The 24,703-nt window shown below is 70.0% G+C and carries 22 protein-coding genes, 2 pseudogenes and 2 CRISPR repeat arrays; of the genes and pseudogenes, 15 read left to right on the top strand and 9 right to left on the bottom strand.

The genetic code is table 11. The annotated features are described in order from the left end of the window. Window positions 1-8: 8 nt before the first annotated feature. Together ACZ63H_RS29445 and ACZ63H_RS29440 are read right to left on the bottom strand one after the other, a co-directional pair. A complete protein-coding gene (locus tag ACZ63H_RS29445; RefSeq protein ID WP_469870254.1) occupies window positions 9-776 on the bottom strand; it encodes a transposase family protein in 768 nt (255 codons plus the stop codon). Window positions 777-928: 152 nt separating this feature from the next. Next, window positions 929-1,489, bottom strand: coding sequence for a hypothetical protein (locus ACZ63H_RS29440; RefSeq protein ID WP_469870186.1), 561 nt, complete (start codon window positions 1,487-1,489; stop codon window positions 929-931). A 541-nt stretch (window positions 1,490-2,030) separates the two neighbouring features. Between ACZ63H_RS29440 and ACZ63H_RS29435 the strand changes: the two genes are divergently transcribed. Both ACZ63H_RS29435 and ACZ63H_RS29430 read left to right on the top strand, forming a co-directional pair. Beyond that, entirely contained in the window at window positions 2,031-3,227 is a 1,197-nt protein-coding gene (locus tag ACZ63H_RS29435; protein WP_469870184.1) for a cytochrome P450, read from the top strand. Beyond that, a complete protein-coding gene (locus ACZ63H_RS29430) occupies window positions 3,224-3,694 on the top strand; it encodes a GNAT family N-acetyltransferase (RefSeq protein ID WP_469870182.1) in 471 nt (156 codons plus the stop codon). Before ACZ63H_RS29435 ends, ACZ63H_RS29430 begins: the two co-directional genes overlap by 4 nt. On the opposite strand, the gene ACZ63H_RS29425 is transcribed toward ACZ63H_RS29430, so the two are convergent. After that, window positions 3,685-4,128, bottom strand: a complete 444-nt coding sequence (locus ACZ63H_RS29425; protein ID WP_469870180.1) for a hypothetical protein — start codon at window positions 4,126-4,128, stop codon at window positions 3,685-3,687. The genes ACZ63H_RS29430 and ACZ63H_RS29425 overlap by 10 nt on opposite strands. Window positions 4,129-4,586: 458 nt before the next feature. Between ACZ63H_RS29425 and ACZ63H_RS29420 the strand changes: the two genes are divergently transcribed. Both ACZ63H_RS29420 and ACZ63H_RS29415 read left to right on the top strand, forming a co-directional pair. After that, a complete protein-coding gene (locus ACZ63H_RS29420) occupies window positions 4,587-4,766 on the top strand; it encodes a DUF6233 domain-containing protein (protein WP_469870178.1) in 180 nt (59 codons plus the stop codon). Between the two features lie 327 nt (window positions 4,767-5,093). Next, complete coding sequence (locus ACZ63H_RS29415; RefSeq protein WP_469870176.1) at window positions 5,094-5,555, top strand: hypothetical protein; 462 nt, start codon at window positions 5,094-5,096, stop codon at window positions 5,553-5,555. A 315-nt stretch (window positions 5,556-5,870) separates the two neighbouring features. Here ACZ63H_RS29415 and ACZ63H_RS29410 read toward each other — a convergent pair whose 3' ends face one another. After that, entirely contained in the window at window positions 5,871-6,116 is a 246-nt protein-coding gene (locus tag ACZ63H_RS29410; RefSeq protein WP_469870174.1) for a hypothetical protein, read from the bottom strand. Then, window positions 6,113-6,397 carry a hypothetical protein gene (locus ACZ63H_RS29405; RefSeq protein WP_469870172.1) on the bottom strand — a complete coding sequence of 95 codons (285 nt, stop codon included), beginning with the start codon at window positions 6,395-6,397 and terminating at the stop codon, window positions 6,113-6,115. The genes ACZ63H_RS29410 and ACZ63H_RS29405 overlap by 4 nt, the downstream gene beginning before the upstream one ends. A 41-nt stretch (window positions 6,398-6,438) precedes the next feature. After that, a CRISPR array of direct repeats spans window positions 6,439-7,016; the repeat unit is 29 nt; unit sequence CGGGCAACCCCCGCTCGCGCGGGGACGAC. Between the two features lie 282 nt (window positions 7,017-7,298). Further along, window positions 7,299-7,694: a CRISPR direct-repeat array (repeat unit 29 nt). Between the two features lie 728 nt (window positions 7,695-8,422). Here ACZ63H_RS29405 and cas3 point away from each other — a divergent pair. The 6 genes from cas3 to cas6e all read left to right on the top strand — a co-directional run bounded on the left by cas3 (window position 8,423) and on the right by cas6e (window position 17,418). Beyond that, the gene (gene cas3 / locus ACZ63H_RS29400; RefSeq protein ID WP_469870170.1) at window positions 8,423-11,353 is read left to right on the top strand and encodes a CRISPR-associated helicase Cas3'; all 2,931 of its coding nucleotides are present in this window, start codon (window positions 8,423-8,425) and stop codon (window positions 11,351-11,353) included. Window positions 11,354-11,628: 275 nt separating this feature from the next. Beyond that, window positions 11,629-13,305 carry a type I-E CRISPR-associated protein Cse1/CasA gene (gene casA, locus ACZ63H_RS29395; protein ID WP_469870168.1) on the top strand — a complete coding sequence of 559 codons (1,677 nt, stop codon included), beginning with the start codon at window positions 11,629-11,631 and terminating at the stop codon, window positions 13,303-13,305. Continuing rightward, window positions 13,302-14,510 (top strand): type I-E CRISPR-associated protein Cse2/CasB, encoded by a 1,209-nt coding sequence (casB, locus tag ACZ63H_RS29390; protein WP_469870166.1) that lies wholly within the window; start codon window positions 13,302-13,304, stop codon window positions 14,508-14,510. Before casA ends, casB begins: the two co-directional genes overlap by 4 nt. Window positions 14,511-14,660: 150 nt before the next feature. Next, window positions 14,661-15,848 carry a type I-E CRISPR-associated protein Cas7/Cse4/CasC gene (gene cas7e / locus ACZ63H_RS29385; protein ID WP_469870164.1) on the top strand — a complete coding sequence of 396 codons (1,188 nt, stop codon included), beginning with the start codon at window positions 14,661-14,663 and terminating at the stop codon, window positions 15,846-15,848. Further along, on the top strand, window positions 15,845-16,636 hold the full coding sequence (gene cas5e, locus ACZ63H_RS29380) for a type I-E CRISPR-associated protein Cas5/CasD (protein WP_469870162.1): 792 nt from the start codon (window positions 15,845-15,847) through the stop codon (window positions 16,634-16,636). The genes cas7e and cas5e overlap by 4 nt, the downstream gene beginning before the upstream one ends. Before the next feature lie 5 nt (window positions 16,637-16,641). Next, window positions 16,642-17,418, top strand: coding sequence for a type I-E CRISPR-associated protein Cas6/Cse3/CasE (gene cas6e, locus ACZ63H_RS29375; RefSeq protein ID WP_469870252.1), 777 nt, complete (start codon window positions 16,642-16,644; stop codon window positions 17,416-17,418). An 83-nt stretch (window positions 17,419-17,501) separates the two neighbouring features. Here the strand turns inward: cas6e and ACZ63H_RS29370 are convergent. Then, window positions 17,502-17,687: pseudogene (locus ACZ63H_RS29370) on the bottom strand (IS630 family transposase); the annotation flags it as partial. Window positions 17,688-18,286: 599 nt separating this feature from the next. On the opposite strand from ACZ63H_RS29370, the gene ACZ63H_RS29365 reads away from it, so the two are divergent. Beyond that, window positions 18,287-18,847 carry an RICIN domain-containing protein gene (locus tag ACZ63H_RS29365; protein ID WP_469870160.1) on the top strand — a complete coding sequence of 187 codons (561 nt, stop codon included), beginning with the start codon at window positions 18,287-18,289 and terminating at the stop codon, window positions 18,845-18,847. 50 nt (window positions 18,848-18,897) lie between these two features. Next, entirely contained in the window at window positions 18,898-19,134 is a 237-nt protein-coding gene (locus tag ACZ63H_RS29360; RefSeq protein WP_469870158.1) for a hypothetical protein, read from the top strand. 269 nt (window positions 19,135-19,403) lie between these two features. On the opposite strand, the gene ACZ63H_RS29355 is transcribed toward ACZ63H_RS29360, so the two are convergent. Then, a complete protein-coding gene (locus ACZ63H_RS29355; RefSeq protein ID WP_469870156.1) occupies window positions 19,404-19,757 on the bottom strand; it encodes a hypothetical protein in 354 nt (117 codons plus the stop codon). A gap of 331 nt (window positions 19,758-20,088) precedes the next feature. Here ACZ63H_RS29355 and ACZ63H_RS29350 point away from each other — a divergent pair, with 331 nt between their 5' ends. The 3 genes from ACZ63H_RS29350 to ACZ63H_RS29340 all read left to right on the top strand — a co-directional run bounded on the left by ACZ63H_RS29350 (window position 20,089) and on the right by ACZ63H_RS29340 (window position 22,231). Next, entirely contained in the window at window positions 20,089-21,084 is a 996-nt protein-coding gene (locus ACZ63H_RS29350; protein WP_469870154.1) for a hypothetical protein, read from the top strand. Between the two features lie 461 nt (window positions 21,085-21,545). After that, window positions 21,546-21,713, top strand: a complete 168-nt coding sequence (locus ACZ63H_RS29345; RefSeq protein ID WP_469870152.1) for a hypothetical protein — start codon at window positions 21,546-21,548, stop codon at window positions 21,711-21,713. Further along, on the top strand, window positions 21,710-22,231 hold the full coding sequence (locus ACZ63H_RS29340; RefSeq protein ID WP_469870150.1) for a DUF6420 family protein: 522 nt from the start codon (window positions 21,710-21,712) through the stop codon (window positions 22,229-22,231). Before ACZ63H_RS29345 ends, ACZ63H_RS29340 begins: the two co-directional genes overlap by 4 nt. A gap of 74 nt (window positions 22,232-22,305) precedes the next feature. Here ACZ63H_RS29340 and ACZ63H_RS29335 read toward each other — a convergent pair whose 3' ends face one another. Together ACZ63H_RS29335 and ACZ63H_RS29330 are read right to left on the bottom strand one after the other, a co-directional pair. Further along, window positions 22,306-22,716, bottom strand: coding sequence for an Imm10 family immunity protein (locus tag ACZ63H_RS29335; protein WP_469870148.1), 411 nt, complete (start codon window positions 22,714-22,716; stop codon window positions 22,306-22,308). A 133-nt stretch (window positions 22,717-22,849) separates the two neighbouring features. Beyond that, window positions 22,850-23,985 (bottom strand): annotated as a pseudogene (locus tag ACZ63H_RS29330) (IS110 family RNA-guided transposase). Between the last annotated feature and the right edge of the window lie 718 nt (window positions 23,986-24,703).

Raw genomic sequence — 24,703 nt, 5'->3', positions numbered from 1 at the left:
CTTTTCCATCATCGGTTTGAGCTGGCCAGATGCAGGGTGAGGACGGCTTGGACGAGGGCGGTGACCCGGGTGGTGGAGCACCGGAGCTTCCGCAGGAGCCTCCAGTATTTGAGGGTGGCCATGGCTTGCTCGACGAGGGCGCGGATCTTCGCGTGGGAGCGGTTGACCGACCTCTTGCCCTGGGAGAGGGTCTCCCATCGTCCCCAGTACGGGATACAGACCGTGCCGCCGGCGCCTCGGTAGCCCTTGTCGGCCCAGCAGGGGACGTGGTCCTGGGCAAGGGCGTCGATGATGCCGTGTTCGCGAGCCGCGCGGATGTCGTGGACGGCTCCGGGCAGGGCCGGTGAGGCCCGGAGCAGTCGGCCGAAGGGATCGGTGAGGACTTGCACGTTCATGCCGTGTCTTTTGTGTTTGCCGCAGTAGAAGGGCCGTTCCGCATGTGTGCGGTCGATCGGCAGGAGCGTGCCGTCCAGGAGGACGAACGCCTTCATCGAGGCGGCGCGGACGGCATCGGCCAAGGTGGGCGCAAGTGCGGCCAGGAGATCCACGGCCTCGGTGACGTAGCGGTATGCCGTCGTCGTCCCGACTTCGAACCCGGCTGCGAGCTGGGCATACGGGTGGCCGTTGCAGAGATGGGCAAGAGTGAGCAGGGCCTGGCGGCCCACACTCAGGCGCCTCCAGCGGGTTCCGAGCTCCCGGCGGCGCTGACGGAGCTTGGCGGACAGGAAGCGCAGCCCAGAACTGGACACGTCGACACCCGACGGGTAGACAAGCACACGAAGCCTCTGGTGGAGACCGATTTCTTGGTCGAAACCCATCTAGCAGGGGCTTCGCCACGTTGTCACCCCAACTGCACACCCACATCGGCGGGTTGGAAAGGACTCACTGCCGCGGGTCTCGTGAGGTTGGATCGGGCAGCCGGTCAGGCTCAGGTCCCAGGTGCCGGTGGTGCCGTTGTCCCGGTGGTCCCACACGAGATCGTCCCGGCCGCCCGGTACGGACGCGGCCGGCCCTGCTCACGGGCCTCGTAGTTCTCCGACAGCTCCTTCGCAGTGAAGTCTGCCTGCAGGAAGACCCGCACCTGTCCGGCCGTGCCGGCGGCATCTCGGGCAGGCACGGCGATCGGGGAGGGTGCGCGCAGCACGCGGTTGTCGTCCGCCGCGACGGCGAAGTCGCCCTCGAAGCGGGCCTCCACTGCCCGGTTGCTGAGGTTCTCCAGCACGACCGCAGCCTGGAGGACCGTGTGTTCGCCCTCCCGCTCGGGGAAGTGCCAGTCGTGGCCGTTGGGCCACGGGTTGCAGGGCATCCCGACGTGGGACCAGGCCCACAGCGGCCATGCCGGTTCTTCGAGCCGGACCGAGACCGCCGGGGCGCGGTCCCCGGCCAAAGGACGGCCTGGGAGACGTCGATCCCAGAACGACTGCCGGGCTACTGCGAGCAGCGCCGCCAGCGAGATCACGGCGGTCACCGCGGTGGCAGCTGCGGACACTTCGGTACCGGCGGGGACGAAGCGATCTGCGGCGAGCTGCAGGGTGCGTCTGGTCCGTCGGTGCGGGGCGTGCGGGTGGTGTGCGTCGTGGTGACGGCGGGTGCGGATCTTCTCCTGTGCGCCTATGCGCTCCGCATAGGCCGTGTGTGATTGCACTGTATGGGCATTTTTCTGATAGGGCCCCTTGTGGGGTCCCCCGGGTGTGGGAGGGAGGTGGAGACATGTTCCGGAAGCTGCGTGAAATGGTCGGCGCTCACCGGTTCGGCGCTTACCCGCTGTACTGGCACAACTGAGGCGCTTGTCGCCTGGCCGGGCCTTGCGGTCGCGGCCGCTCGGGGGGTGCGTCCGGCCGGGTTCGGCACGATTTCGGCACGATCTGGGGACAGGGGGAGGCGAGGTGGAGCAGGTGGCGCAGGGGCGGCGGCCCCCGGTTCCCGCCGGTGGTGTGACGGCGGCCAGCTGGCGTCGTGATCGTCTGGGGGTGGCGGTGCGGGCGGCCCGTGAGTGCGGTGGAGTGTGGCAGTTGCGGCCGGGAACGTTCGTGGCGGCCACGGCAGGGCCCTGCGAGACGGTGCTGCGGCGCGCGACGTACGAGTACGCGACGCTGCCCGGCACGTTCTTGCCCACGCCTCGCGTCGGCGGCGCCGGGCCCGGTGCCGAGGAGCGGGTGCACGGGCACGCAGCCCGGATGCGGGCCCTGCGGCCGAAGGCGGTGGCGGAACGGATCGCGGTGATCGCCCCGCAGGCGGTCCGGTTCGCCACCGACTGGCCGGCCGGCTGCGACATCGACGTGCTGGCACGTGCCCAGCGCGCGCTGGCCGACATCGGCGGGCGCTACCTGTTCTCCCAGGACGCCGAAAGCCTCCTGGACGCCGGAGCGGAGCTGGCCCGGGCCCGTGAGGGCATCATCGGCTCCTGGCCTTTGCCGGGGTGGGTGCCCACCCCGGCACGGCGGTTCCTGGCCCGCCGGCAGAAGGCCTTCGCGAGCGAACTGCGACGGGTGATCGCGCGGCGGCGCGAGACCGGAGAGCTGGGCGAGGACCTGCTGGGGCAGATGCTCCAGCCCACCTCCCGGTACGGGTCGCTACCGGTCGAAGCGGTCATCGACAGCCTGACCGGGCTGATCGTCGCGACCGCGGAGACCCCCACTCGCGCCCTGGGCTGGATCCTGCTCACCCTGGCAAGTCACCCGGACGCGGCGGACAAGGTCGCCGCCGAGGCGCAGTCACTGCCCGCCGATCCGCACGCCGTCACCGGGGACCATCTGGACCGCCTGCGCTACACCCAGGCCCTGGTCCGTGAAGTCCTCAGACTGTGGCCGCCGAACTGGTTGCTGGCCCGCAAGGCGATCACGCCGACGGAGCTGTCCGGCTACCCCGTGGCGCCGGGGACCACGGTGCTGGTCTGCCCCTACACCGCCCACCGCGACGCCCGCGAACACCGCGATCCCGAGACGTTCCGGCCCGAACGCTGGCTGGATGCCACCGGCTCCCTCACCACCCCAGGGGTCTTCCTTGCTTTCAGCACAGGACCCCGCGGCTGCGAGGGAACAGCCATGGCCCTGGCCGAGCTGAGCCTGCTCACTGCGGAGACCGCCCGCCGCTACCGTCTCCACGAACCACCCGGCCCCGCACCCAGCCACCAGGTCACCACCTTCGGTGCCCTGACCCCGACGGGGCTGCGCCTGCGAGCCACCCCCCGCCACGGTCCCGGGGACAAGGCGGCTCACCCCTCATGACACCCGTCGCACTGCGCCCGGCCACCGAAGCCGACCGCGAGGTGTGCTTCCAACTGCACGCCGCCGCCATGCGGCCCGCCATCACCGCGGCATGGGGCTGGAACGAGGAAGCCGAGCGGCACCACCACAACCGCCTGTTCACCCCCGGCGCCTGGCAGATCATCACCGCAGGCGCCCGTGACACCGGCATCCTGCACATCCAGCAGCGCCCCACCGACATCTACCTGTCCCGGCTGGAGATCCACCCCGACCACCAGGGACTCGGTATCGGCACCAGCATCCTGACCACACTCATCCACCGTGCCGCGCAAGAAAAGCGCCCCCTGGTCCTGGACGTCTTCGCCGCCAACCAGCGGGCCCACGCTTTCTACCGCCGTCTGGGCCTGCGCGACGTCACCCGGCACAACCCAGGCGTCGAAACCATCACCATGTCCACAGCCCCCCACGCACCGACAGCTCAGCCGTGAACCCGGGCCGGAGGGCGTAGCCCTTCACCGCCGGCAGGAAGCACGTCCACACCGCCTTCGCGGTGAACCGGCCTCGGGGAACGACGGTCGTCTACTCGGGCATCCAGCCGCACCCCAACGGCAAGGCCGGCGTCCGCTTCTCCTTCTTCGGCGCCGGTGCCGCCTCCCTTCGCTCCAACTGCCACGACGGCGCCGACGGCGAAGACGGTGTCACGTGCGGCATCGATGACCTGAAGTACGTGGCGGGCCGGAAGTACACCATCACCGCCAGGAAGACGAACACCCGGTCCGGGCCCGTCTACACCGGCACGGTCAAGGACAGGGAAGGTACGCACGATCGGCGCCTGGCGCCTCCCGAAGAACTTCGCCGGCTTCAAGAACTCGGCCAACGCGTTCATCGAGAAGTTCGACGGCATCCGCACCTGCGCGGACATCCCCGCGGTCACCGTCTCCTACACCGGCGTAAAAGCCGACGGACAACCACTGAAGTTCCGGGCGTACCGGCACAAGGCCACGAAAGAGCCGGGCAAAGACATCTACACCTGCGCCAACATGTCGGACTACACGGTCACCACCCCCGCCCCCGGGAGCTACACCGTCCGCTCACACCTCGCGCGCCACTGACCTGGCGGGCAGCCGCTTCTCCCCGGAATACAGGACGACGGGCCCACGCTTCGGTGCGGGCCCTTCGTACGGAGACGACCGCGGCTGGGGTGCCGAGCTGAACGCATCCGCCGCCGCGCTCGGCTCGTGTACTCGGTCGGGTGAAGCCGCCCGGGCGTGAAGACCTGCCCCGAGCAGTTGGAGTCGGTGGTCCGAGACGTCCTCGGGGAGCGCCGGCATTCGGGCTGAATGCCAGCGGCGATGCGCGGAGAGCCCGGCCCCGGAGGGGGTGCTGGACGCGCCGGACTGCGAGGAAGCACCGCAGGGCGCGCCGCTGCCCGATCTGGAGAACGCGCTGAACATCGCGAAGACCCCCGGGGCGCGGCTGTGCAGCGTGTGCGAGTGTGCTCAGGAGCTGACGGCGATGCTGAGCGGGTTCGACCGCATCACCGGCTCTGACCCGCCGTGATACGGAACGCCGGTCATCCCCGGGGCCCGATTGCGTCCCGGCCGCCCTGTCTGTGCTCACGGCCGCAGAGGGCGGCCGGTCAGCGGACGCCGGCCGCAGCCCACCCGGCCCGCACCTGCTCCGGCGCCTCCAGCACGGCTGCCGCGCCGGGCGGGGGCGCGACACGCCCTTGAGCTGTTCGGGCTGGGCACCCTGGACAACCTCCTCTTTCCCTGGCACGCGGAACGACCCGCCAGAGGCAGCCGGCACCGGCCGAGAACGCGGCAGTACACGCCCGGAACACCCTCCATGCTTACTATTTAAGTAGCACGCATGGAGGGTTGAGAAGTGAACATCGGCCACATTCCCGGCGCACAGCAGGACCGGCGCGCCCTCCTGCTGCTCGTGAGCGACGACCGGCGCCTGCTGCTGTGCGGTGCCTGCTGTGGAGACTGGACCGTTCCGACCCTCCGCCTCGACACGCACGACGAACCCGTCCGCCAAGCCCGCGCCTATCTCGCGACGGCCTTCGGGATCACCAACCCACGCTTCGTCGACGTCCGGGGGATTCACACCTCAGGCAGAGACCAGGCCTGGACGTACGAGCGGGTAACGCAGACACACGTGCTCATCTCCCGCATCAGCAACGCGCAAGCGCACGCAGCATGCGAAAGAGGCAACCGGCACACCCTGTGGACCCTGGAAGATCTGCGCTGTCACCGCAGACAAGTGACGCCTCAGGGGATCACCACCCTGCTCGCAGGATTCCTCGAAGGCTGGCTCCCCGACGGCTCTCACACGCTCTACTGAGCAGCCCCCCGGCGGCTGCGGGCCCTGAACAGGAGCGCACGAGATGACCGACCAGAGGACGCGGGAAGCGTAACTGGAGACGATCGAGACCGCTGCCCTAGCCGTTTGGAGAACTGACATCCTCGTTTTGACACCGGAGGCCCTAACCGACCTGACCTGGGGATTCCCTGTTTTAGACACATCCCCCCGCCGCGCCGGCAGCGCCGTCCACGCCGTCGGCGCCCTTCCTTCCCGGCGAACCTGACGGCCCCGGGGACCCGGACGGGCCGCGCTCCCCAGGCGCACCGGAACCACCGGCCGGGCCGAGCGGCCCAGTCACCGAAGCCCCCGCTCGCCGCGGCTCCCGGGCGGCCCGGCGACCGGCGTCCCGCCCAAGCCCTCCACCTGGCGGGCCAGCGCGTCCCGGGCTCCGTTCGCAGCGTGCAAGTCTGCCGACAAGGCCACCACCTGGACGGCCAGCCAGCCCATGAAGGCCGCGATCATCACGCCGGTCGCCGCGATCAGCCACTCCGCCCGCGGCAGCCGCCGGTGCGTCCTGCCTGCCCTACGCGCGACGCTCATCGTGCTACCACCGCCCACACCGCGATCGCCGCGGACAGAAGCCCCATGATGACGGGCAGGACCATCTGGTAGAGCCGGGCCTGCCGCTCACGCTCGCGCCGGTCCCGTTCGTCTCTCTGGTACTGCTCGAACGCGTCCTCCAGGGCGTCACGCCCGTCGCGGATTTTCTGGATCTCCTGCGACAACGCGGTGATGCGCTGGTCGGTGTAGGCGGACTGGAGCGTGTAGACCTCGGTCGAGACGACCTTGTCCAGGCGGGCGTTGATGCTGCCTTGGCCCATCGCCTGGATCTCCTGGCGCAGAGCCGAGACCGCGCGCCCGAGGAGCTACCCCCGCGAGCGCGGGGACGACGTGTAGCTGCCGGCGCCCACGGCGATGAGGCGCGGGCAACCCCCGCTCGCGCGGGGACGACCTTGCGGTTGAACAGTCCCATGGTCAGATCCCCGGGCAACCCCCGCTCGCGCGGGGACGACGATACGAAGTCGCCAGTGAGGCCGAGAGCGCGCGGGCAACCCCCGCTCGCGCGGGGACGACCGCTCGATCGCCGCCTGCTCGTCCTTCAGGCCCGGGCAACCCCCGCTCGCGCGGGGACGACCCGCCTCTCCACCCCCGGCCACCAGTCGGGGGCGGGCAACCCCCGCTCGCGCGGGGACGACGACCCGGACCACCACGGCAGCCACGAGCGTGTAGGGCAACCCCCGCTCGCGCGGGGACGACATCTGGGTGCGGGACACGGCGAGGGTGAACCGGGGGCAACCCCCGCTCGCGCGGGGACGACGCCCGGTTGGCGGAGCGGGACGGCGCCCAGTGCGGGCAACCCCCGCTCGCGCGGGGACGACGGCAAGAGCGGCGGGGCGATGAACCGCACGTACGGGCAACCCCCGCTCGCGCGGGGACGACACTTCTTGAGCTGGGACGATGCTAGCCGGGGAAGCTGTTTTCATTCACGTCGATCGTGGTGCTGGGCGCAGAACGCGTGCCAGCCACCGCTGCTGCCGCTCGGACCCCGACGGGCATAGGAACGGCCCCAGAGGCAGTGAAGCAGCCGGAGCCGGCGGAGGGCTGCCCCCGCGGGACGCGGGGTCGACGGCCAAGGCCTCCCATCGGCCGATCGGGCACCTGGGCTATCCCCGCGAACTCGGGGATGGTCGCCTCGGCGAGCTGGACATGCGGGCGTGGCACACGAGCAACCCCCGCTCGCGCGGGGACGACCCGGCCGTGACCGCTGTGCGCGTCAGGTACCGCGAGCAACCCCCGCTCGCGCGGGGACGACGGCAACGGGGGCCAGTGGTCGTCATGGCCGCACGAGCAACCCCCGCTCGCGCGGGGACGACGTCGCGGATGGTGGTGAGGAGCTGCGCGAGACGGAGCAACCCCCGCTCGCGCGGGGACGACTTCGGGATGCGCGGCCAGTGGTGGGCGAGGATCGAGCAACCCCCGCTCGCGCGGGGACGACCACGGCCGAGGACGCGACGCAGGCCATCGTGGCGAGCAACCCCCGCTCGCGCGGGGACGACAAACCGATCCGCGGGTCCTGGCCGCCGTACAGAGAGCAACCCCCGCTCGCGCGGGGACAACACTTCTTGAGCTGGGACGATGCTAGCCGAGAGAGCCGTTTCCATTCACGTCGGTGTACTGCTGGGCTGGCAGCGAGCGCAGAACGCGTGCCAGCCAACCCTGCAGCCGCTCGGACTTCAGCTGGCCTGGAGACGGCCCCGGAGGCGGTGGAGCAGCTGGAGCCCGGCGGAGAACTGCCCCCGCGAGCGCGGGGACGACCGGCCCGGCGGGTGGGGTGCAGGTGTGCGTGCGCTCTCGGGCAGCCCCCGCGGGCGCGGGGACGACCTGACCAGCTGGCCCACACCGCCGCCGGCAGTCGAGCTACCCCCGCGGTGCGGGGACGACGTGGCCGCGGGCTGGCCGACCACCACAGCGAGGGGAGCAACCCCGCGGACGCGGGGACGACCAAGATGAAGCGGACACCTGCCCCGGCGCGTCGGAGCAACCCCCGCTTGCGCGAGGACGGCCGGGCGACACCGCCAGTCTCGATGAAGCGGCCCGGGCAACCCCCGCTCGCGCGGGGACGACTTCGAGACGCGTTGCCGGATCTCGCCAGCCAGCGAGCGACCCCCGCTCGGGCAGGGACGACGAAGCCCAGACCGACCGGGAGAAAGCCGCCCTCGAGCTACCCCCGCCGGTGCGGGGACGAAACATGCTGGCCTGCAGTGATATTAGCGAGCGGCGTTCTTTCCTGCGGGTGCATGGGCCGTTAGCGGCTCGCCCTCAGGGCGTTGTCAGTGCTGGCCTCTATGGTGCCGGTCATCGGTGAGCAGGGCTGGCGGTGGGAGGTCTGGTCGGTGGAGGACGAGCGGTCGGTCATGGAGCTGATGCGGTCGTGGGGGGTGCCGGAGGAAACGGTGGTGCGGGTGTCGCGGCTGTGGGGGAAGTCTGCCGCGCGTAATGGTGGGCGGACGCATGTGCTGCTCGGTCATTTGCTGGATACGGCGGCTGTGGCGGGGGTGATGTGGGACCGGTATCTGGCGCCGTCGCTGCGTCGGCGTCTGGAGGAGATCAGCGGGGGGCGGGGGCGGGCGTGGTTCATGTGGGTGTGCGCTATCCACGACTGCGGGAAGGCGTGTCCGGCGTTCCAGGGTCTGGATGCTGCTGAGGCTGTTCCTGTGCGTGCGGCTGGGCTGGTGTGGGGGCGGGTGCCGGCGGGGAGGCGGTGGCGGCATGACGTGGCGGGTGGGGCGTTGCTGGTGGCGCGGTTACGTGAGGAGTGGGGGGATGCGGATGCTGTGGGGTGGGTGTGGCCGCTGGTGGCGGGCCATCATGGTGCGTTTCCGTCGGTGAGGGCGCTGCGGCCGCCGTATCCGGATGCGCTGGGCAGGGGGCGGGCGTGGGCGGAGGTGCAGCGGGTGGTGGTGGATGTGGTTACTCGCGTGGTGGGTTTCGCTGATGTGGCGGCGGTGCGGCCGGTTTCGCCGTTGAGGAAGGCGGAGCAGCTGGCGTTGTCGGGGCTGATCGTGATGGCGGACTGGATTGCCAGTGATAACCGGAGTTTTCCGGGTCTGGCGGATGCGGGTGGGGTGTCGCCGGCTGGTGCGTGGCGTCGGGCGGGGTTGGCGTGGCGGGGGTTTCGTTTCCGGGGTGGCTGGGGTGGTCTTGTGGTGCCGTCGTCGGCGTTGGTGCCGTTGTCGGGGCGTTTGGGTGTGGTGCCGCGTGGGTCGCAGCGGGAGTTGGTGGAGTGGGCGTGGTCGTTGCCGGTGCCGGGTTTGCTGGTGGTGGAGGCGCCGATGGGGGAGGGGAAGACGAAGGGGGCGCTGGCGGTGGCGGAGGTGGTGGCGGCGCGTTTTGGGCTTGATGGTGTGTTTGTGGCGATGCCGACGCAGGCGACGAGTGATCCGATGTACGAGCAGGTGTTGGAGTGGGTGCGTTCTTTCGATCCGGAGCTTGAGTCGCAGGTGGCGTTGCTGCACGGTAAGCGGCGTTCCAATCGGCGGTGGCGGGAGATCTGGGAGGAGGGCCGTCCGGCGGGTGCCGGGTCGGTCAGTCCGTGGGATGACTTCGGGGCGATCGACGAGGACGACGAGTTGGGCTGGCCGGCCGGTAGGGGCGGCGGGGATGCTCGGGCTGAGCGCAGTGGGCCGCCGGTGTGGTTTCTGGGGTCGAAGCGGGGGCTGTTGGCGCCGTTCGTCGTGGGGACGGTCGATCATCTGCTGTATGCGGCGACGCGTACGCGGCATGTGATGCTGCGGTTCGCGGGTCTCGTGGGCAAGGTCGTGATCGTGGACGAGGTGCATGCCGCCGACGTCTACATGCGGCAGTTCCTGCTGGAGGCGTTGCGGTGGCTGGGGCAGGCCGGGGTGCCGGTGGTGCTGCTGTCGGCGACGTTGCCGCCGGCGCAGCGGCAGGCGTTCGTGAATGCGTATCTGTCGGGGGCGGTGGGTTCGGCGGATGTGGATCAGCCGGTTCCCGAGCCGGCCGGGTATCCCTGCGTGACCGCGGCGTGGGCTGTGGAGGGGCGGCCGGTGGTGAGCAGTTCGCGTGCGGTGGTGCCGTCGTGGCGGGAGCCGGTGCCGACCCGTGTTGAGTGGCTGGCGGACACGGAGGTGGACGGGGCGGTCGTGGTGGAGGCGGTGCGGAAGGCGGTGGCCGGGGGTGGAGTCGTGCTGGTCGTCGTCAACCAGGTGGACCGGGCGCAGGCCGTCTACCGGGGGCTGCGTGAGGGTGGTTTCGGCGGGGTGCTGCATCTGCTGCATGGGCGGTTGTGTACCGCTCACCGTGCGGAGCGGACGGAGGAGTGTCTGCGGGCCATGGGGCCTGGGGCGGGTGATGCGCGGCCTGAGCGGATGGTGGTGATCGCGACGCAGTTGGCCGAGCAGTCCTTCGACGTGGATGCGGATGTGCTGATCACGGATCTGGCGCCGGTGGATCTGCTGCTGCAGCGGATCGGCCGGCTTCACCGGCATGCGGGGACGCGCCGTCCGGCCGTTCACGCGGTGCCGCGGGTCCTGGTGACCGGCGTGTCCGCCGGAACATCCGGGAAGCCGCGGTTCCTGCCTGCGTCGGAGAAGATCTACGAGTCGTGGCCTTTGTTGCGTGCGGCGGCGCTGGTCGCCGAAGTCGCCGGTCCGCTGCCGGGCGCCGGTGTCGCTGAGGACAGCGGTACGGGCGCCTGGAGTATCCCGGCGGATGTGCCTGGTCTGGTGGCGCGGGCGTACGGGGACGAGGACGTCTGTCCGAAGGAGTGGGACGAGGCGTCCGCCCGCGCCGTCTGGCGGGCGAAGGAGGAGAAGCGCCGGGCGTGCGCGGAGGAGTTGTTGCTGACCCGGCCCCGTGAGTGGGGGACGGCGACCCTGGAGGGGCTGCACTACGGGGGCAGCAGCGCTGTTGCCGAAGAGGATCTGGACGCGGTGGTGCGCGATGGCGACCGTAGCGTCGAGGTCGTCATCGTGCACCGCATCACGGGCGGTTACACGGCGTGGGACGGGACGCGGCTCGGTGTGCACGGGGACGTGCCGGACGAGGCGGTGGTAGAGCGGCTGCTGGGCGGCAGCGTCCGCTTGCCGGTCAGGTTGTCGGCGGAAGCCGAGAAGCTGAAACCGCTTCCGGGGTGGGCGGATCACCCGTGGTTGCGTTACGCCCCCGCTCTGGTGCTGGAAGACGGGTGGGCGGACCTGGGAGGTGCCCGCGTCTCCTACGACAACCTTGAGGGACTGCTGGTCAAGCAGGCCTGAGCGTGACGAGCCAGCGTTTCGCGACGCCGGGTGCTCTGTAAGAGGGGCGTTTTGATGCCTGAGTGGAACGTCGTGATGGTGCTGGGACAGGCGAGTGCGGCCCGTGCTGACAGTTCGCTCGCCCATTCACCTGAAGCACTAATGTTCACTCTTTTTCGCCATAAATCTCAATAAACCACGCGAACTGCTATCGGTCTGTGCCACGGTGGTCTTCCGCACGAGGCAGTGAACTCGCCTGCCTCGCAGGCGAGTTGGTTTGTTCATGGGAGGGGATCATGGGGCCGGACGAGGATCTGGTCAGGGGGGCCTGGCTGCCTGTCGTCGGCGTGGAGGGCGAGTGGCGGGAGACCGGTCTGCTCGACGTGCTGTTCGGTGCGGACGCTGTCCGGCGGCTGGATCTGCCGGTGCCGACGATGCTGCCCGCTGTGCTGCGTCAGGTGTTGCTGCCCGTCGTGTTCGACGCGCTGGGGTTACCGCGGACGCGTGGAGAATGGGGCGAACGGTTCGCGCAGGGCGGGTTCTCGGACCAGGAGAAGGAAAAGCTCGCCGACTACCTCGGTCCCCGCTATGGGGACCGGTTCCGGCTCTTCTCCGAACGCCCCTTCGCTCAGGTCGCGGGCCTGTCGGCGCTCAACGGTGAGACAAAGCCGTCCACGCTGCTGATCCCGTCGGTGGCGTCGGGCAACAACGTGCCGCTGTTCAGTGCCCTGAGTGAGGCCGATCACTTGGACCTGACGCCCGGGCAGGCGGCGCTGTGGCTGCTGCACGCGCACTGCTGGGACACCGCGGCCATCAAGACGGGGGCGGTCGGTGACGGGCAGGCCAAGGACGGCAAGACGACGGGCAATCCGACCGGGCCGCTCGGCCAGTTCGGCGTGATCATGCCGACCGGCCGGACCTTGTACGAGACGCTGCTGCTGAACACGCCTGTGTGGGCTGACGGGCTGGCTGCGGGTGACCGGCCGCAGTGGGCGTGGGACGAGCGCCCGGACTCCTCCGCGGCGAAGTCGCCGGCCGGCCCCGAGTGGTCGGTGCGCCCTGCGGGGGGCCTGCTTGATCTGCTGACCTTCCAGGCCCGCCGGATCCGGCTGATTCCGGCCGAGACCGAGAACGGGCCGCGCGTGCGGCAGGTGGTCGTGTGCGCCGGGGACCGGCTCGCCCTGACGCCGCAGGAGGAGCCGCACACGGCCTGGAACCACACGGCCAAGCCGAAGGCGGGCCAGCCGGCCCGGCGTCCGCGCCGGCATACCCCGGGCCGTGCCGCGTGGCAGGGCCTCGGGGCGCTGCTGGCACTGGCGCTGCCCTTGGACGGCGACGGGGTGCACACGTCGCAGTTGTTGCGGCAGACGGGTGAGTTGTTGGACTACCGCCAGCTGCCCAGCGACTTCGCTCTGGGGATTGAGGTCTGCGGTCTGGAGTACGGCAATCAGTCCGCTGTGGTGGAGAACGCGGTCGCCGACAGCATGCCGCTGCCGGTGGCGTCCCTCCTCGCCGATGACGACTGGCTGCGTACGGCCATCCTGGAGTGTGTGGAGCAGGCCGACCGGGTCGCACGGGCGCTGGACGCTCTCCACGCCGATCTGCGGCGGGCCAGTGGCGGGGAGCCGCTTCCGCGGGACAAGGGGGAGCGGCCCTCGGCCCGGTTCCTGCACGCGGTCGACGGCAGGATGCGGCGGCTGCTCGCAGGTCTGCGGACCATCGGTGAGGACTACGACCTGCTGGAGCGGGCCCGGGAGGCGTGGGAGGTCACGCTGCGGCGGGCGGCCCTGCGGGAGGCGGATGGTCTGCTGGCGGCCGTGCCGCCCCGCGCTGTGGTCGGGCGGACCGAGAAGGTGAACGGCAAGGAAGTCGTCTTCCGCAGCGGCAAGGCGGCCGGGCTGTTCCACAAGAAGCTCGGTGACATCCTCACCCGGCTCGCCGATGCCGTACCGGCCGAGGGAGAGGCGGCATGAAGACCACGAGGACAGCGGCCAGCCGGACCTACCGGGCGTACTTCTGGGAAGAGGTCACCAGCGAATGGGGCGCGCCGGCCAAACAGCGGAGCGCGGCCCGGTCCCGGCCTTGGGCGGAGCGGGGTCTTCGTGCCCTGCGGGACGGTCTGGGCCGTGAGCCGGGCACCGTCCCCGGGATGCGGTACCTGCACCGGGTGGAACTCACCGACGCCGCGCGGGGCACCGACGTGCTGCCCCGCGCCTACCTGGCCGAGCACGCCGCACTGACCCTGTTCGGCCTGCACCAGAGCGGCATGGCGCGGCCGGCGCACCGGCCGGGTGCCGGCCTGGGCACAGCGTGCCGCGCCCTGCGGGCCCAGCTCGCGGCCGACGCCGCGGCGGGCTCCGGACGCCGGTTGACGCTCGCCGAAGAGCACCGTGTCGCGGCTGCGGTCACCCGGCGGCTGACGGCCGCCGCGACCGCCCTGGATCTGGACGAACTGGTCCACCACCTGCGCGGCCTGGTGCCTTTGCTGCGCCAGGCGGACATCGGCCTGGACTACACGCGGCTGCACCGTGACCTGAGCGACTGGCTGACGCCGCACCACGGCCGGGTGCTGCGCGCCTGGGGCCTGCAGTACACCGCTCCCCTAACGCCGGACGGGGAAGCTGAGGCGGCCGGGCAGGATGCGGAGAGGTGGTACTGGGCCGGGTTCGACCCGAAGCGTGCCGAGGCGGGTGCCGAACTGGCGGCCGTGCGGTCCGGGCTGGGCCGGGAGGCCGGTACGGTGCCCGCCCTGTGGACCTTCTACCGCACCCGGATGGGCAGCGAGCTGCGCGCCAAGGGCGCTCTGACCCGGGACCTGAGCGCCGAGCACGCGGCGCTGGCCCTGTTCGGCCTGCACCAGCAGGGCCGGAGCAGGGGCATGCACGCTCCCGGGATCAGTCCCGGAACCGCGTGCCGGCTCCTCCTCGCCCGCAACAACGGGGACCGGACCGCGCTGGAGAACCGCCTCGGCGCGCTGCTCACCTCCCTCGACTCCGGTGAGCTGGGCCATCAGCTGCGCAGTCTCGTGCCCCTGCTGCGGCAGGCCGACATCGGCCTGGACTACACCCTCGTGCGCAGGGCGCTGCGTGACTGGGACGACCCCAAGCGGCCACAGGCACAGTCCCGCCTGCGCAGCGGATGGGACCGCGACTTCCGCCGCGAGGCCGCACAGCCCTGACCTACTGGGTCCCGGTCTCGACAGCACCGGCCGCCCGTGCGTGCGCTCCCGCTTGCTGTTCTCGCACCTTCCGGGCGTGGCCGCTGGCCTTCGCCCCGGCTTCCCGTGCCGCCGCCAGGGTGCGGCACTCACCTTGCCAAGGAGTTCCTCATGTCTCAGCACAACCTGTTCGTCGAGGTCCACATCCTGCAGAGCGTCCCGCCGTCCAACATCAACCGGGATGACTCCGGCACCCCGAAGCAGGCCCTGTACGGCGGTGCCCGGCGGGCCCGCGTCTCCTCCCAGGCGTGGAAGCGCGCCACCCGGATCGAGTTCGCCGCCTCCGAGCCGCCCGCCGACCGCGCGACCCGTACCAAGCGGATCGCCGCCCTGCTCGCCGAGCGCCTCGCCCGGCCCGAGAGTGACGGTGGTGCCGGCCTCGAGGCGGCCCAGGCCGACCGCCTGGCGGCCGCGCTGCTGGAACCGCTGGGTATCAAGAAGTCGGCCAAGAAGGAGGAGCAGTCCGCTTACCTGCTCTTCTTCGGCAAGCGCCAGCTGGATGACCTTGCCCGTCTGCTCGACGGGCGGGCCGCGCAGCTGGCGGCCCTGCCCGACAAGGAACTGCAGGAGGAGGCCGGCAAGCTGCCCGTGGTCTCCGCCCTGGCGACCGGGCATCCCGCGGAGGTCGCTCTCTTCGGCCGGATGGTCGCCGACCTGAAGGACCTGAACGTCGACGCCGCCGTCCAGGTCGCGCACGCCCTGTCCACCCACGCGGTGCGCACCGAGTTCGACTACTACACCGCCGTCGACGACGAGAACACCGACGACAACGGGGCCGGCATGATCGGCACCGTGGAGTTCAACTCCTCCACCCTCTACCGTTACGCGGTCCTCGGCGCCCACCAGCTGCGCGACAATCTCACCTCGGCCGAGGCCACCCGCGACGCCACCGTCCGGTTCATCGACGCCTTCACCCGGTCCATGCCCGCCGGCCACCAGAACACCTTCGCCCACCGCACCCTGCCCCACCTGGTCCTGGTCACCGTCCGCACCGACCAGCCCGTCAATCTCGTCTCCGCCTTCGAAGAACCCGTCACCGGGAACCAGGGCCTGGCCGCCGAGTCCGCCACCGCCCTGGCCGCCGAGTTCCGGACGGTCGGTGAGACCTGGGGCACCGTGCCCCTGCGGACCCTGGCCACGTACGCACTCGAAGGCGACAAGCTCACCGACGCCTTCGGCCCCTCGCTGCCCTTCCAGACCCTCCTCGACGAGGTCGGCGACCTGGTCGGCGCCTGGCTGGCCGACGGGGAGATCCCCGCCCAGCGGGCGCAGGCCAAGGAAGAGGCCGTTCAGCGATGAGTGAGATGGCCGTGCTCGCCCTGCGGCTGGCCGCCCCCCTGCAGTCCTGGGGCGGCCCCTCCCGCTACAACCGCCGCGACTCCCGCCCCGAGCCCACCAAGTCCGGCGTCCTGGGCCTGCTCGCGGCAGCCGAGGGCCGCCGCCGCGAAGCCTCCCTGACCGACCTGCTCGGGCTGCGCCTGGGCGTACGCATCGACCAGCCCGGCACGCTGCTGCGCGACTACCACACCGTCAGCGACCATCGCGGCCTTCCCCTGCCGGCCGCCAAGGTCGACGCGAAAGGCATGCAGAAGAAGACCGGCCCGGCCAAGTACACCGGTGTCACCCAGCGCTACTACCTCCAGGACGCGGTCTTCACCGCCGCCCTGCGCGGCCCCGCCACCCTGCTGGAGCGACTCGAACACGCCGTACGCCACCCGGCCTTCCCGCTCTCGCTGGGACGCCGGTCCTGCCCGCCGGCCGGACCGGTGAGTCTCGGCCTGCACCCCGACACCGAACTGCCACAGGCCCTCACCCACCTGCCCTGGCAGGCCTCCGCGCACCACCGCGCCCGCTTCCGGGGGCCCAAGGTCACGCTGGAAGCCACCGTCGAGGACCCGGCCGGCGACCTGACGGCAGCGGATGTCCCCGACACCTACGACCTGAAGACCGGCACCGTCTTCGGCCAGCGAACCGTCCGGCACCTGTGGATCGACCTGCCCACCGGCCAGGCCACCAACGACCAGGCCGACGACCGCGCCGACCGGACAGACCCCGGCCACGACCCCTTCGCTCTCCTGGGCTGGTGACCCCTTTGCCGTACCTGTCGAAAATCGCCCTCAACCCCCGCCGCCGAGCCGCCGTCTCCCTGCTGGCCAACCCCCACAAGATGCACGCCGCCGTCCTGGGCGGCCTCGCCGTCCAGCCCGTCACCGAACGCGTGCTGTGGCGCCTGGAAAACAGCACCCCGCACCGCGCCGAGATCCTCGTCCTCACCGAGAACCGGCCCTCCTGGCAGCACCTGGTAGAACAAGCCGGCTGGCCGGACGCCGACGGCGCCGAACCACTCATCGCCGACTACACCCCCCTGTTGCAACGCCTCACCCGAGGCCGCGAGTTCGCCTTCCGGCTCACCGCCAATCCCGTCCAAACCGTGCAGAACCCCCACAAGCCCAGCGAACAGCAGACCCAGCGCCTCAAGGCCCTCGCCGATACACACGAAAAACGGCGCGGCTTCCGCGTCGCCCACCGCACCGCCGCACAGCAGCTCGCCTGGCTGCTCGCCCGTACCGAACGCCACGGCTTCACCATCCCCGCCGCCCGCACCGGACCCGCCATCGACCTGGAAACCCCCGCCCCCGCCGAGCCGGCACCCGCCGTCGCCCTCATCGCCCGGGACACCCTGCGCTTCGCCAAGAGCAGCAACGGCCCCCACATCACCCTCTCCAGCGCCACCTTCCAGGGAAGACTCCGCGTCACGGACCCCGAGGCACTGCGGGCCGCCCTGCTGGGCGGCATCGGCCCCTCCAAGGGCTACGGACAAGGCCTGCTCACCCTCGCCCCGTTCCCACCGGAGGCACCCCATGCCTGAGCCCTGGTGGCGCACCGCCCCCCAGGACGTCCACAGGATCGAGGACCGTGTCTCCAGCCTGTAGGCCGACTGACTTCGGCTCGTCAGGGTGGGGCTGGGTTGTCGAGGACAAGGCCGGTTCCGGCTATGAAGCCGTCGAGGGTGTGCGGCCGGTACTGCAGGCGCTTGAGCCGGTTGCGGACGAGGGCTTCGAGTCGATCCAGGGCGGCGACGACGAGGTCGGCCAGGCTGTGTTTGACGTGCGCCCACATCTCCTCGACAGGGTTGAGGCCGCGCTTCCGCCAGGGCGGCGCCGTACGGCTCTGCTGCGACCTCTACAAGCCAAGGCGCTGGCGCTACCAGCAGCACGAGCGACGTCAGCCGCATACCGGGAGGCTGGCGCCCGCCTGGAGGAAGTGGCGGTGGCCACGCCAGAGGCACTGAGCAGTTTGAGACCCTGAAGAGATGCTCTCCGAGGCAGTCGCGGGCGGCGGGCGGTACGTGTCGTGGGAGAACCACGACACCCGTGCGAACGCCAGGCTGGGCACACTGGCAGTGATTCAGACCCAAGCATTGGGACCAAGCCCGGAGGCACGAGGAGCACGACGCTTGCCAGTCCCGCATCGACCCCCGGAGGCGCGGAGCCCACGATCAGCGGCCTGAGCTCGGTGCACGCAGCGTGCAGCCGCAGAATCTGTTCGGCTCTGCCGCGCCAGGTGTTCGCTACAGGTCTCGGTCGCAGGCTCAGCGGTCTGTCTTCGCTTCGTCTCATCAACTTGTGCGGTACGTGGGGTACCGCACAAGTTGACACAGAAATTGCAACTCTGGATGGATTGTGCGTAGTTAGGATCTGAGTATCTTTCTTCCCAAGTCGATTCAAGGGGGGAAATTGAGGAAGAAAATGCTCATCGGCGCTCTCGGCGCCGTCGCGCTGGGGGGCGCTGTGATGCCGCCGGCCGCGTCCGCGGATTCCACGGCTTCTGCGAGTGCTGCCTCCGTCAGCTGCAACCAGAACCACGCCTACACCTTCTGGGTGCCCGGCAGCGTCGGGGCCGGTCTCGTCTACCTGAACGTCGGTGGCGGCAGTCACAAGGGTGCCAAGGTCATCACGTGGCCGTGGTCGGGCGGCAAGGGGAACGAGAAGTGGTGCCTGACGCCTGGCCCCAAGGGCTACGGCTGGAATCTCCGCCCCTGGGACAACCGGAACCTGTGCCTGGACGTGCCTGACGCCCGCTACAAGAAGGGGCAGGGCCTCATCGTCTGGAACTGCAACAAGGGGAAGAACCAGGTGTTCTACGTCCAGCCCGTCTCGACCGACGGCGGCGCCTTCCAGTACACGATCATGGGTCCGTGGGAGAAGCAGAGCCTGAAGATCCACCGGGGCGCAAACGGGCGCGGCAGCCAGGTCTCGTTGTGGCCGCACCTGAACCAGAACGCACAGTGGCATTAGGCCGCGACGGGGCTGGCGCGGCTCGGCCGGGCGTGTCCTGGCACCAGTTGTTGCATGCGCTCAGTGTCAGCATCGGGAGGCAACGGGCAGCCGCCCCGGCCGCGAAGGTCCTCGGCACTCTGCCCGAGCATGTCGAAGACAAGGCGTGGGGCTTCCGGCGGCGGAACGCCGACGATCCCGAGGGCGCGGACGTCCGGCACGCTTCCGTCGGCCAGCTCTCCCTCACCTACTGGGTGCACCGGCCCCTGCGCTGCCTGTCCGTCCTCACCATCACCTGGCTCGGATAGCCACCCGTGCAGGCGTCCTGATCCCGGCGTTGCAACTGCCGGGGTCAGGAATTCCGATCGTGTCCACGGCCGTTTCCACCCATCACCGCCCGGCGGCGACGGCAGTTGTCACCAGGCTCCGCGTGGCCGGTCGGCACCGAGCCACACTTCTCGCCGGCGCTCCGGGCACTGGTTGTCAATGGCCGACCTGCCCACACGGAGGCTGATCAAGTCTGTTCCCCCTCCGTACAACGCGCCTCTCGGCGGTGGGAGGTTTCACCCGGGTAGCATCACCCCCAACAACCTGCCGCGGTATAGCCCGCGTAGTTGTCGTTGTAAACGTAAAACCAGCCGTTGCCGTTCGATGTCCCGCAAGCGGTATACCGGCCGCCCAGGATGACGCTGTTTGCACCACAGGCCCACGTCTGCCCCTTCAGGGCAGTGGTCACCAGAGCGGCACTGGTACTGGTACTGGTGCGGATGGCCACGTTTTCCACTGCTGTCGCCTTGCCGTCGTTACAGGCCGTGTTGGACCTGAGCTGGGTCGAGCCATCCGCCGCACCAGCAACTCCCGGAAGGGCGAGGCCCACGACGGCGGCAACCGCCAGCGTGACAGTCAGCCTCGATCGCATGATCTTTCGCATTGAATCCCCTTTGGTCGGCATTCATGCAGCGAGCACCGACAAGTAACGTCCGAGCCCAGCATCCCGTCAAGCGCTTTGTATGAGATTCACCCGTTTGAGGAACTGGAGACTCGTCGGCCGGGCACAACCGCCAAGAGCTGGGGGTGGCTGCCGCCGAACTCGACAACGGCCCACCCAAAACACTCGGCCGGGGTTCCCCGGCCGAGCGCCTGCACACACTGCTCGCCACCACACGTCAGTGACCACGTGTTGCGACAATTCCCCGACGTCCGCCACCCCTCAGCGGGGTCTCGTCCCTCCCCGCCCCGACGCGGAGAAAGCCGCCGACCTCATGGACCGCCTGGAGACGGCCGGCCGCCAGCTCGCCGCCCTGCCCGACGCCCGGGCCACCACGCCCGCCGGCCGCGCCACCCGGGATGAGGCCCGGGCTCCAGGAAACCGGTGCAAAACGGCGACCGATCGCGAGCGGCAACAACGCCTGGAGGAGAACGCCGCGGCCCTCGAACAGCGCCGTGCCGGACTGGCCCGACGTCGTGCGGCGGTCGTGTCCGACCTGGACGCCTACAAGGCGCCCCGACGCCCCGAGACTCGCCCGGTTGGCGTGCCCCCGCAACAGCCGCCGGAGTTGCCGTCGCCGCAGCGCAACACCCCGCCTCGCGCCCCCACCCAGGCCATCGTGGCCGGCGCCGTCGTCATCGCTGTACTGGGAGGCTGGCTGATCTACCGGACGACCGACTCCGACGGGCCCGTCCAGCCCCGGACATCGCCCACACCCGTTGTCGTGGTCACGACCGTGCCTCCAGGAACAGGAAGCCCGACACCCGGCCCCGACCCCAGCCCGTCGTCGACGAAGACAGCGGCCCCAAAGAGCAAGCTGATGACCGAGCTGCAGCCGGTTGACCAAGGGGGTGGCTACCCCACCCCCAACTACCTCGGCGTCGGCAGTGCCATCATGGACACCGTTCACTACGGCTACGGGCACGCCCTCGTCTTCACTCGTTCTACCGACTACCCGCCTAACTACCCGCTCCCCTGTGGGTACGTCGACGGCTTTTCGGAGTACAACCTGGGCCGAGCCTGGAAAAAGCTGACCATGGCCGCCGGTGTCTCAGATACCTCGCCCGAGCACACTGCTGAGATCACGGTCAGCCTCGACGGCAAGATTCTCTTCAAGGAGCAAGTCGAGGTCGGTAAACCCGCACACCTCTCCTTGGACGTGGCCAACGGCCTGCGGCTGCGGATCACCTTCAATGGCGCTGACCCCGGCAACCAAGGCCGCTGCAGTCTGGGCGAGGTCGTCATCGGCAACCCCACCCTCACCCGCTAACCCTGTCCGCATCCGGGAGGCCCTCTACAGCCAGACGTCCGGTGCCATGCACAACGACGCGGTCACCAAGGACTTCACCTACGACCGCGCCGAGGCAGAGACTCTCCTGGCGATGACCGCCGCACTGCTGCGGAACGTGCCCGCCACGCCCCCCAGACCGGCCCAGTGCTCCGCTCTTGATCCGGGACTACTACCAGCTCAAGAGCAGCGCGCTGCGGCGTGCTCGCCTACGTCACCCCGCGCGCCGGATGGGAGCCTGAGTTGCTGCGGGCCCTGGACCGCGCCGCCCGCCTCGCTCCGCTGTAGACCCGTTGGGGCCAACAGATCCAACCCGGCCCCGCCCTCCCCGCGCGGGGCTTTCGCCTGACCAGGCGGCGTGCGGCCGGAATGCGCCGTACGGCGGGAGGCGGGAGGCCACCATGGGCCCGTACCGCCCGTCGCCCGCCCGGAGAACGGCGCCCGTGATCCGCGACCACCACCGGCTCAAGGGTGGCGCCGCCCAGCTCGGCGCCACCGGCCCCGGCTGGGCTGGCCCGTTCGGCCCCTGGCCCGTCGACGACCACCAGGACCACGAGCACCAGGACCACGAGCCCGCCGACGACCGGGCGGGAGAGACGAGGAGCGCATGACCGAGGACCGCGGGGCCGCCGGCCCGTACATCGAGTACGACGGGCTGCCCGTCCTACACGGCTCGGAGGTGAAGCTGCCGCTGATCCATCCGTACGCCCCCGTCGAGGCCGGGCGCTACATCACCCCCAGCGGCGGGCGGCTGACCATCCGCAAGCCCGCGAAGAACGCCGCGCACACGCGGATCACGTTGGATCACCTCGGCTGTCCCGCGCAGTGCACCGAGGAGAAGAACGCCGCGTTCAAGCGGCTCGCCCTGGCCGCCGAGGGCTACTGCTTCCATGCGAAGTGCCGCCACCCCGCCGCTTACACGGACGGGGTGTTCAGGTCGTTCGAGGTGCGCACCGGCAGCATCCCGCTCACCGCGTTCGTACGCGCGGCGCTCGCGGTCGAACTGGGCGACCCCTCCCTTGCTGACCGGCTTCTGAAGGAGACCGAAGCACGGGTCGGGCCTGTCCACCGCCCACAGGACTCGGGCGAGAAAGACCAGGCAGGGGCCCTTTACACCCATTGGGCCTAATAGGTTCGACTGTGGGGCGAAGAGGCGACTTCCCAATGCCGACTGTCAAGCCCGGTGGGGCCCTACTCCTCGGATCAGACCGCTACCCGGGTAGGCAAGGCATCCGTCCTCCCATAGGCGAGTACCAGAGCGAGGGTTTCCCGGAACCGGGCCACATCTTGCGCCGGTGCCTCAATGACAGCTTCGATTTCGCTGTCCTCCAGCCGAAGGCTCTCCAGCGCCTCGGGGTCCAGCACGACGCGAAGGACATTGCCCTCCATGACGGCTTCGCGGACGCAGCCGTAGGCCGTCCCCTGCCCAGCCGTGACCAGGCAGTGAGTGTCCATCCCCAGGGCGACCTCCTGGTCGTCGGGATCTTCCTCGCCTGACATGAACGACAGGATGAAGCCGCTGCCGTCCTCGGTCTCCGAGAGGCCGGCTTCGGTGAAGTAACCGTCGGGATCGATCTCAACTCCGGCGACGCGCGCAGTGAATCGGAATGTCATGAAGAGGTTTTATCAAGGCGGTCGGACAGGGAGCGGATGCGGTTGTCTGCACCACGAGGTCCAAGGAGAGGCTGTTTCAGACCGTTCCTCACCGGGTCAGCGGAGCCGGTGCCGTGGCTGCTTGGATGTCGTCCTAGGCGCCAGCGACTGGGGCGGTCTGGAAGGGGGTGTGGTCGCGGATCATGGCCCACAGGACGTTGACGCGTCGGCGGGCGAGGGCGATGACGGCTTGCTTGTGCCCTTTGCCCTCCTTCCTCTTCCGGTCGTAGTAGGCCTTCGAGACCGGGCAGAAGAAGATGCTGACTGGGTGGAGAGGTAGAGGCCACGGTGGTAGCGACGGGGCCTGCGCAGGTTGCCGCTGACTTTTCCGGAGTCCCATGGACTGGGGCCAGTCCGGCGAAGCCGGAGAGGCTGTCGGGGCTGGCGAAGGTGCTGAGGTCGCCGCCGGTGGCGGCGATGAACTCGGCGCCGTTGGTGGGGCCCATGCCGGGCATGCTGAGGATGATCTCGGCGTCCCGGTGCTGGCGAAAGCGGGCTTCGATCAGAGCGTCGAGTTCGGCTGCCTCGTCGTTGTGGGCGGCCACCGAGCGGGGGGCCGGCCGACGAGCTCGGCTCCGAGTTCCTCGCCGCGCAGGGCGGTCATCTGGGCCTGGGCTGCTTCCACGGCTGCGGCCGCGAGCGCGCCGGCCCTCTGGACCTTGCGGTTGCGCAGCCAGGTCTCCAGCCGCCGAACGCCCATGCGGCGGATCGCGGCCGGTGTCTGGTAAGCCGTCAGCAGGACGACGGGGCCCTTCTTCATCAGGTCCAGGGGCCGTTCGAGCGCGGGGAAGAACTCCAGGAGCTGGGCGCGCAGACGGTTGATCTGGCGGGTGCGGTCGTGGACGACGTCCAGGCGCCGGGCGGTGAGGAGCCGCAGGTCGAGGGCAATGTCGTCGCTGGGGCGGCATCACGGGCGTCGGTCTTGCCCTTGCCGCGGTAGGTGGTGGACGCCTAGTGGATGGCCCGGCCGGTGAGGTAGGCGACGGGCTGTCCGTGGTTCAGGAGGAGGCCGGTGGCCAGTGCGGCGATGCCGGTGTTGGTGTCCATGGCCCACAGCACGTCACCGGATATCTCCAGGACATCGGCGATGAGCTGGAGCAGTTCGCTCTCATCGTTCAGCACGTGGCGGGAAAGCAGCCGCTTGCCGTCGGCGTCGATCCCCACTGCGTGGTGGTGCTTCTTGCCGATGTCCAGTCCGGCCCAGATCTCGGGCCCGTTCCCCTCCGCCAGCTCGTCGTTACATCCGCTCCCGCAGACGACCTCGCCGACGTTGTCTTACGGAGCGATCGAGTCGCGATTCCCGCTGTTCCGCAGACCTCTCTTGCTGGTGCAGGTAGGCCATCGGGTGCGGGTTCACCACTTCCTACCTGATACGTGGGTCCAGGCCGTGAAGGAGCCCAAGCGCCCGGACGGTCCTGGCGGTGGTGAAGCAGCGTGGTACCAGGGGCCTTCGCCGGCCCCTGGACCCCGCTGCCCCGCCACTTTCCGGCGCGAATCCGTTTCGTCGTCGTACAGACCGTGCGCGCCGGAAAGCGACGGGACGTCGTCGGCAGAGGGCCGACGGCGGCTGACCTGAGGTGGTCAGCCCGCAGTACAGCCGAAGCGCCGAACGGGTCGGGTGTGCCCTGGCCGGGGTTCATGGTTCGTGACCGGTACGGAAGGCAGTGAGGGGGGTTCCACGGCTTCGTGGCGGTGCCAGCTTCGCCAGCTGCCGGGAGGTTAGCGGCAGCAAGACGGCGGGTTGTTATAGGGGAAGAGACTGCATGCTTCAGATGGCCTCTGACCTGCGGAAACGTCGGTATCGACCACGATCGTCGGAACTGGCAGGCAGTTTTCCGGACCGTGGAGGACGACTAGGACTTGTCCGGGCGATCAAGTTCGCAGCCAGATGACCAGGGCTGCTGCTGTGGCGGTGCCGAGGAAGACGTACCCGCGTTTGTCGTAACGG

The sequence above is a fragment of the Streptomyces sp. NPDC104831 genome (assembly GCF_055583025.1).
The sequence above is the reverse complement of the archived record's forward strand: the minus strand, read 5'-3'. Positions and strand labels throughout refer to the sequence as shown.

What these genes read in the sequence shown, in the direction of transcription:
- ACZ63H_RS29430 (WP_469870182.1), top strand. Translation starts at nt 3,224, where the DNA reads ATGACACCCGTCGCACTGCGCCCGGCCACCGAAGCCGACCGCGAGGTG.
- cas5e (WP_469870162.1), top strand. Translation starts at nt 15,845, where the DNA reads ATGAGTGAGATGGCCGTGCTCGCCCTGCGGCTGGCCGCCCCCCTGCAG.
- ACZ63H_RS29350 (WP_469870154.1), top strand. Translation starts at nt 20,089, where the DNA reads ATGGACCGCCTGGAGACGGCCGGCCGCCAGCTCGCCGCCCTGCCCGAC.
- cas7e (WP_469870164.1), top strand. Translation starts at nt 14,661, where the DNA reads ATGTCTCAGCACAACCTGTTCGTCGAGGTCCACATCCTGCAGAGCGTC.
- ACZ63H_RS29355 (WP_469870156.1), bottom strand. Translation starts at nt 19,757, where the DNA reads ATGCGAAAGATCATGCGATCGAGGCTGACTGTCACGCTGGCGGTTGCC.
- ACZ63H_RS29405 (WP_469870172.1), bottom strand. Translation starts at nt 6,397, where the DNA reads ATGGGCCAAGGCAGCATCAACGCCCGCCTGGACAAGGTCGTCTCGACC.
- ACZ63H_RS29425 (WP_469870180.1), bottom strand. Translation starts at nt 4,128, where the DNA reads ATGTCCGCGCAGGTGCGGATGCCGTCGAACTTCTCGATGAACGCGTTG.
- cas3 (WP_469870170.1), top strand. Translation starts at nt 8,423, where the DNA reads ATGGTGCCGGTCATCGGTGAGCAGGGCTGGCGGTGGGAGGTCTGGTCG.
- casB (WP_469870166.1), top strand. Translation starts at nt 13,302, where the DNA reads ATGAAGACCACGAGGACAGCGGCCAGCCGGACCTACCGGGCGTACTTC.
- casA (WP_469870168.1), top strand. Translation starts at nt 11,629, where the DNA reads ATGGGGCCGGACGAGGATCTGGTCAGGGGGGCCTGGCTGCCTGTCGTC.
- ACZ63H_RS29410 (WP_469870174.1), bottom strand. Translation starts at nt 6,116, where the DNA reads ATGAGCGTCGCGCGTAGGGCAGGCAGGACGCACCGGCGGCTGCCGCGG.
- ACZ63H_RS29340 (WP_469870150.1), top strand. Translation starts at nt 21,710, where the DNA reads ATGACCGAGGACCGCGGGGCCGCCGGCCCGTACATCGAGTACGACGGG.
- ACZ63H_RS29335 (WP_469870148.1), bottom strand. Translation starts at nt 22,716, where the DNA reads ATGACATTCCGATTCACTGCGCGCGTCGCCGGAGTTGAGATCGATCCC.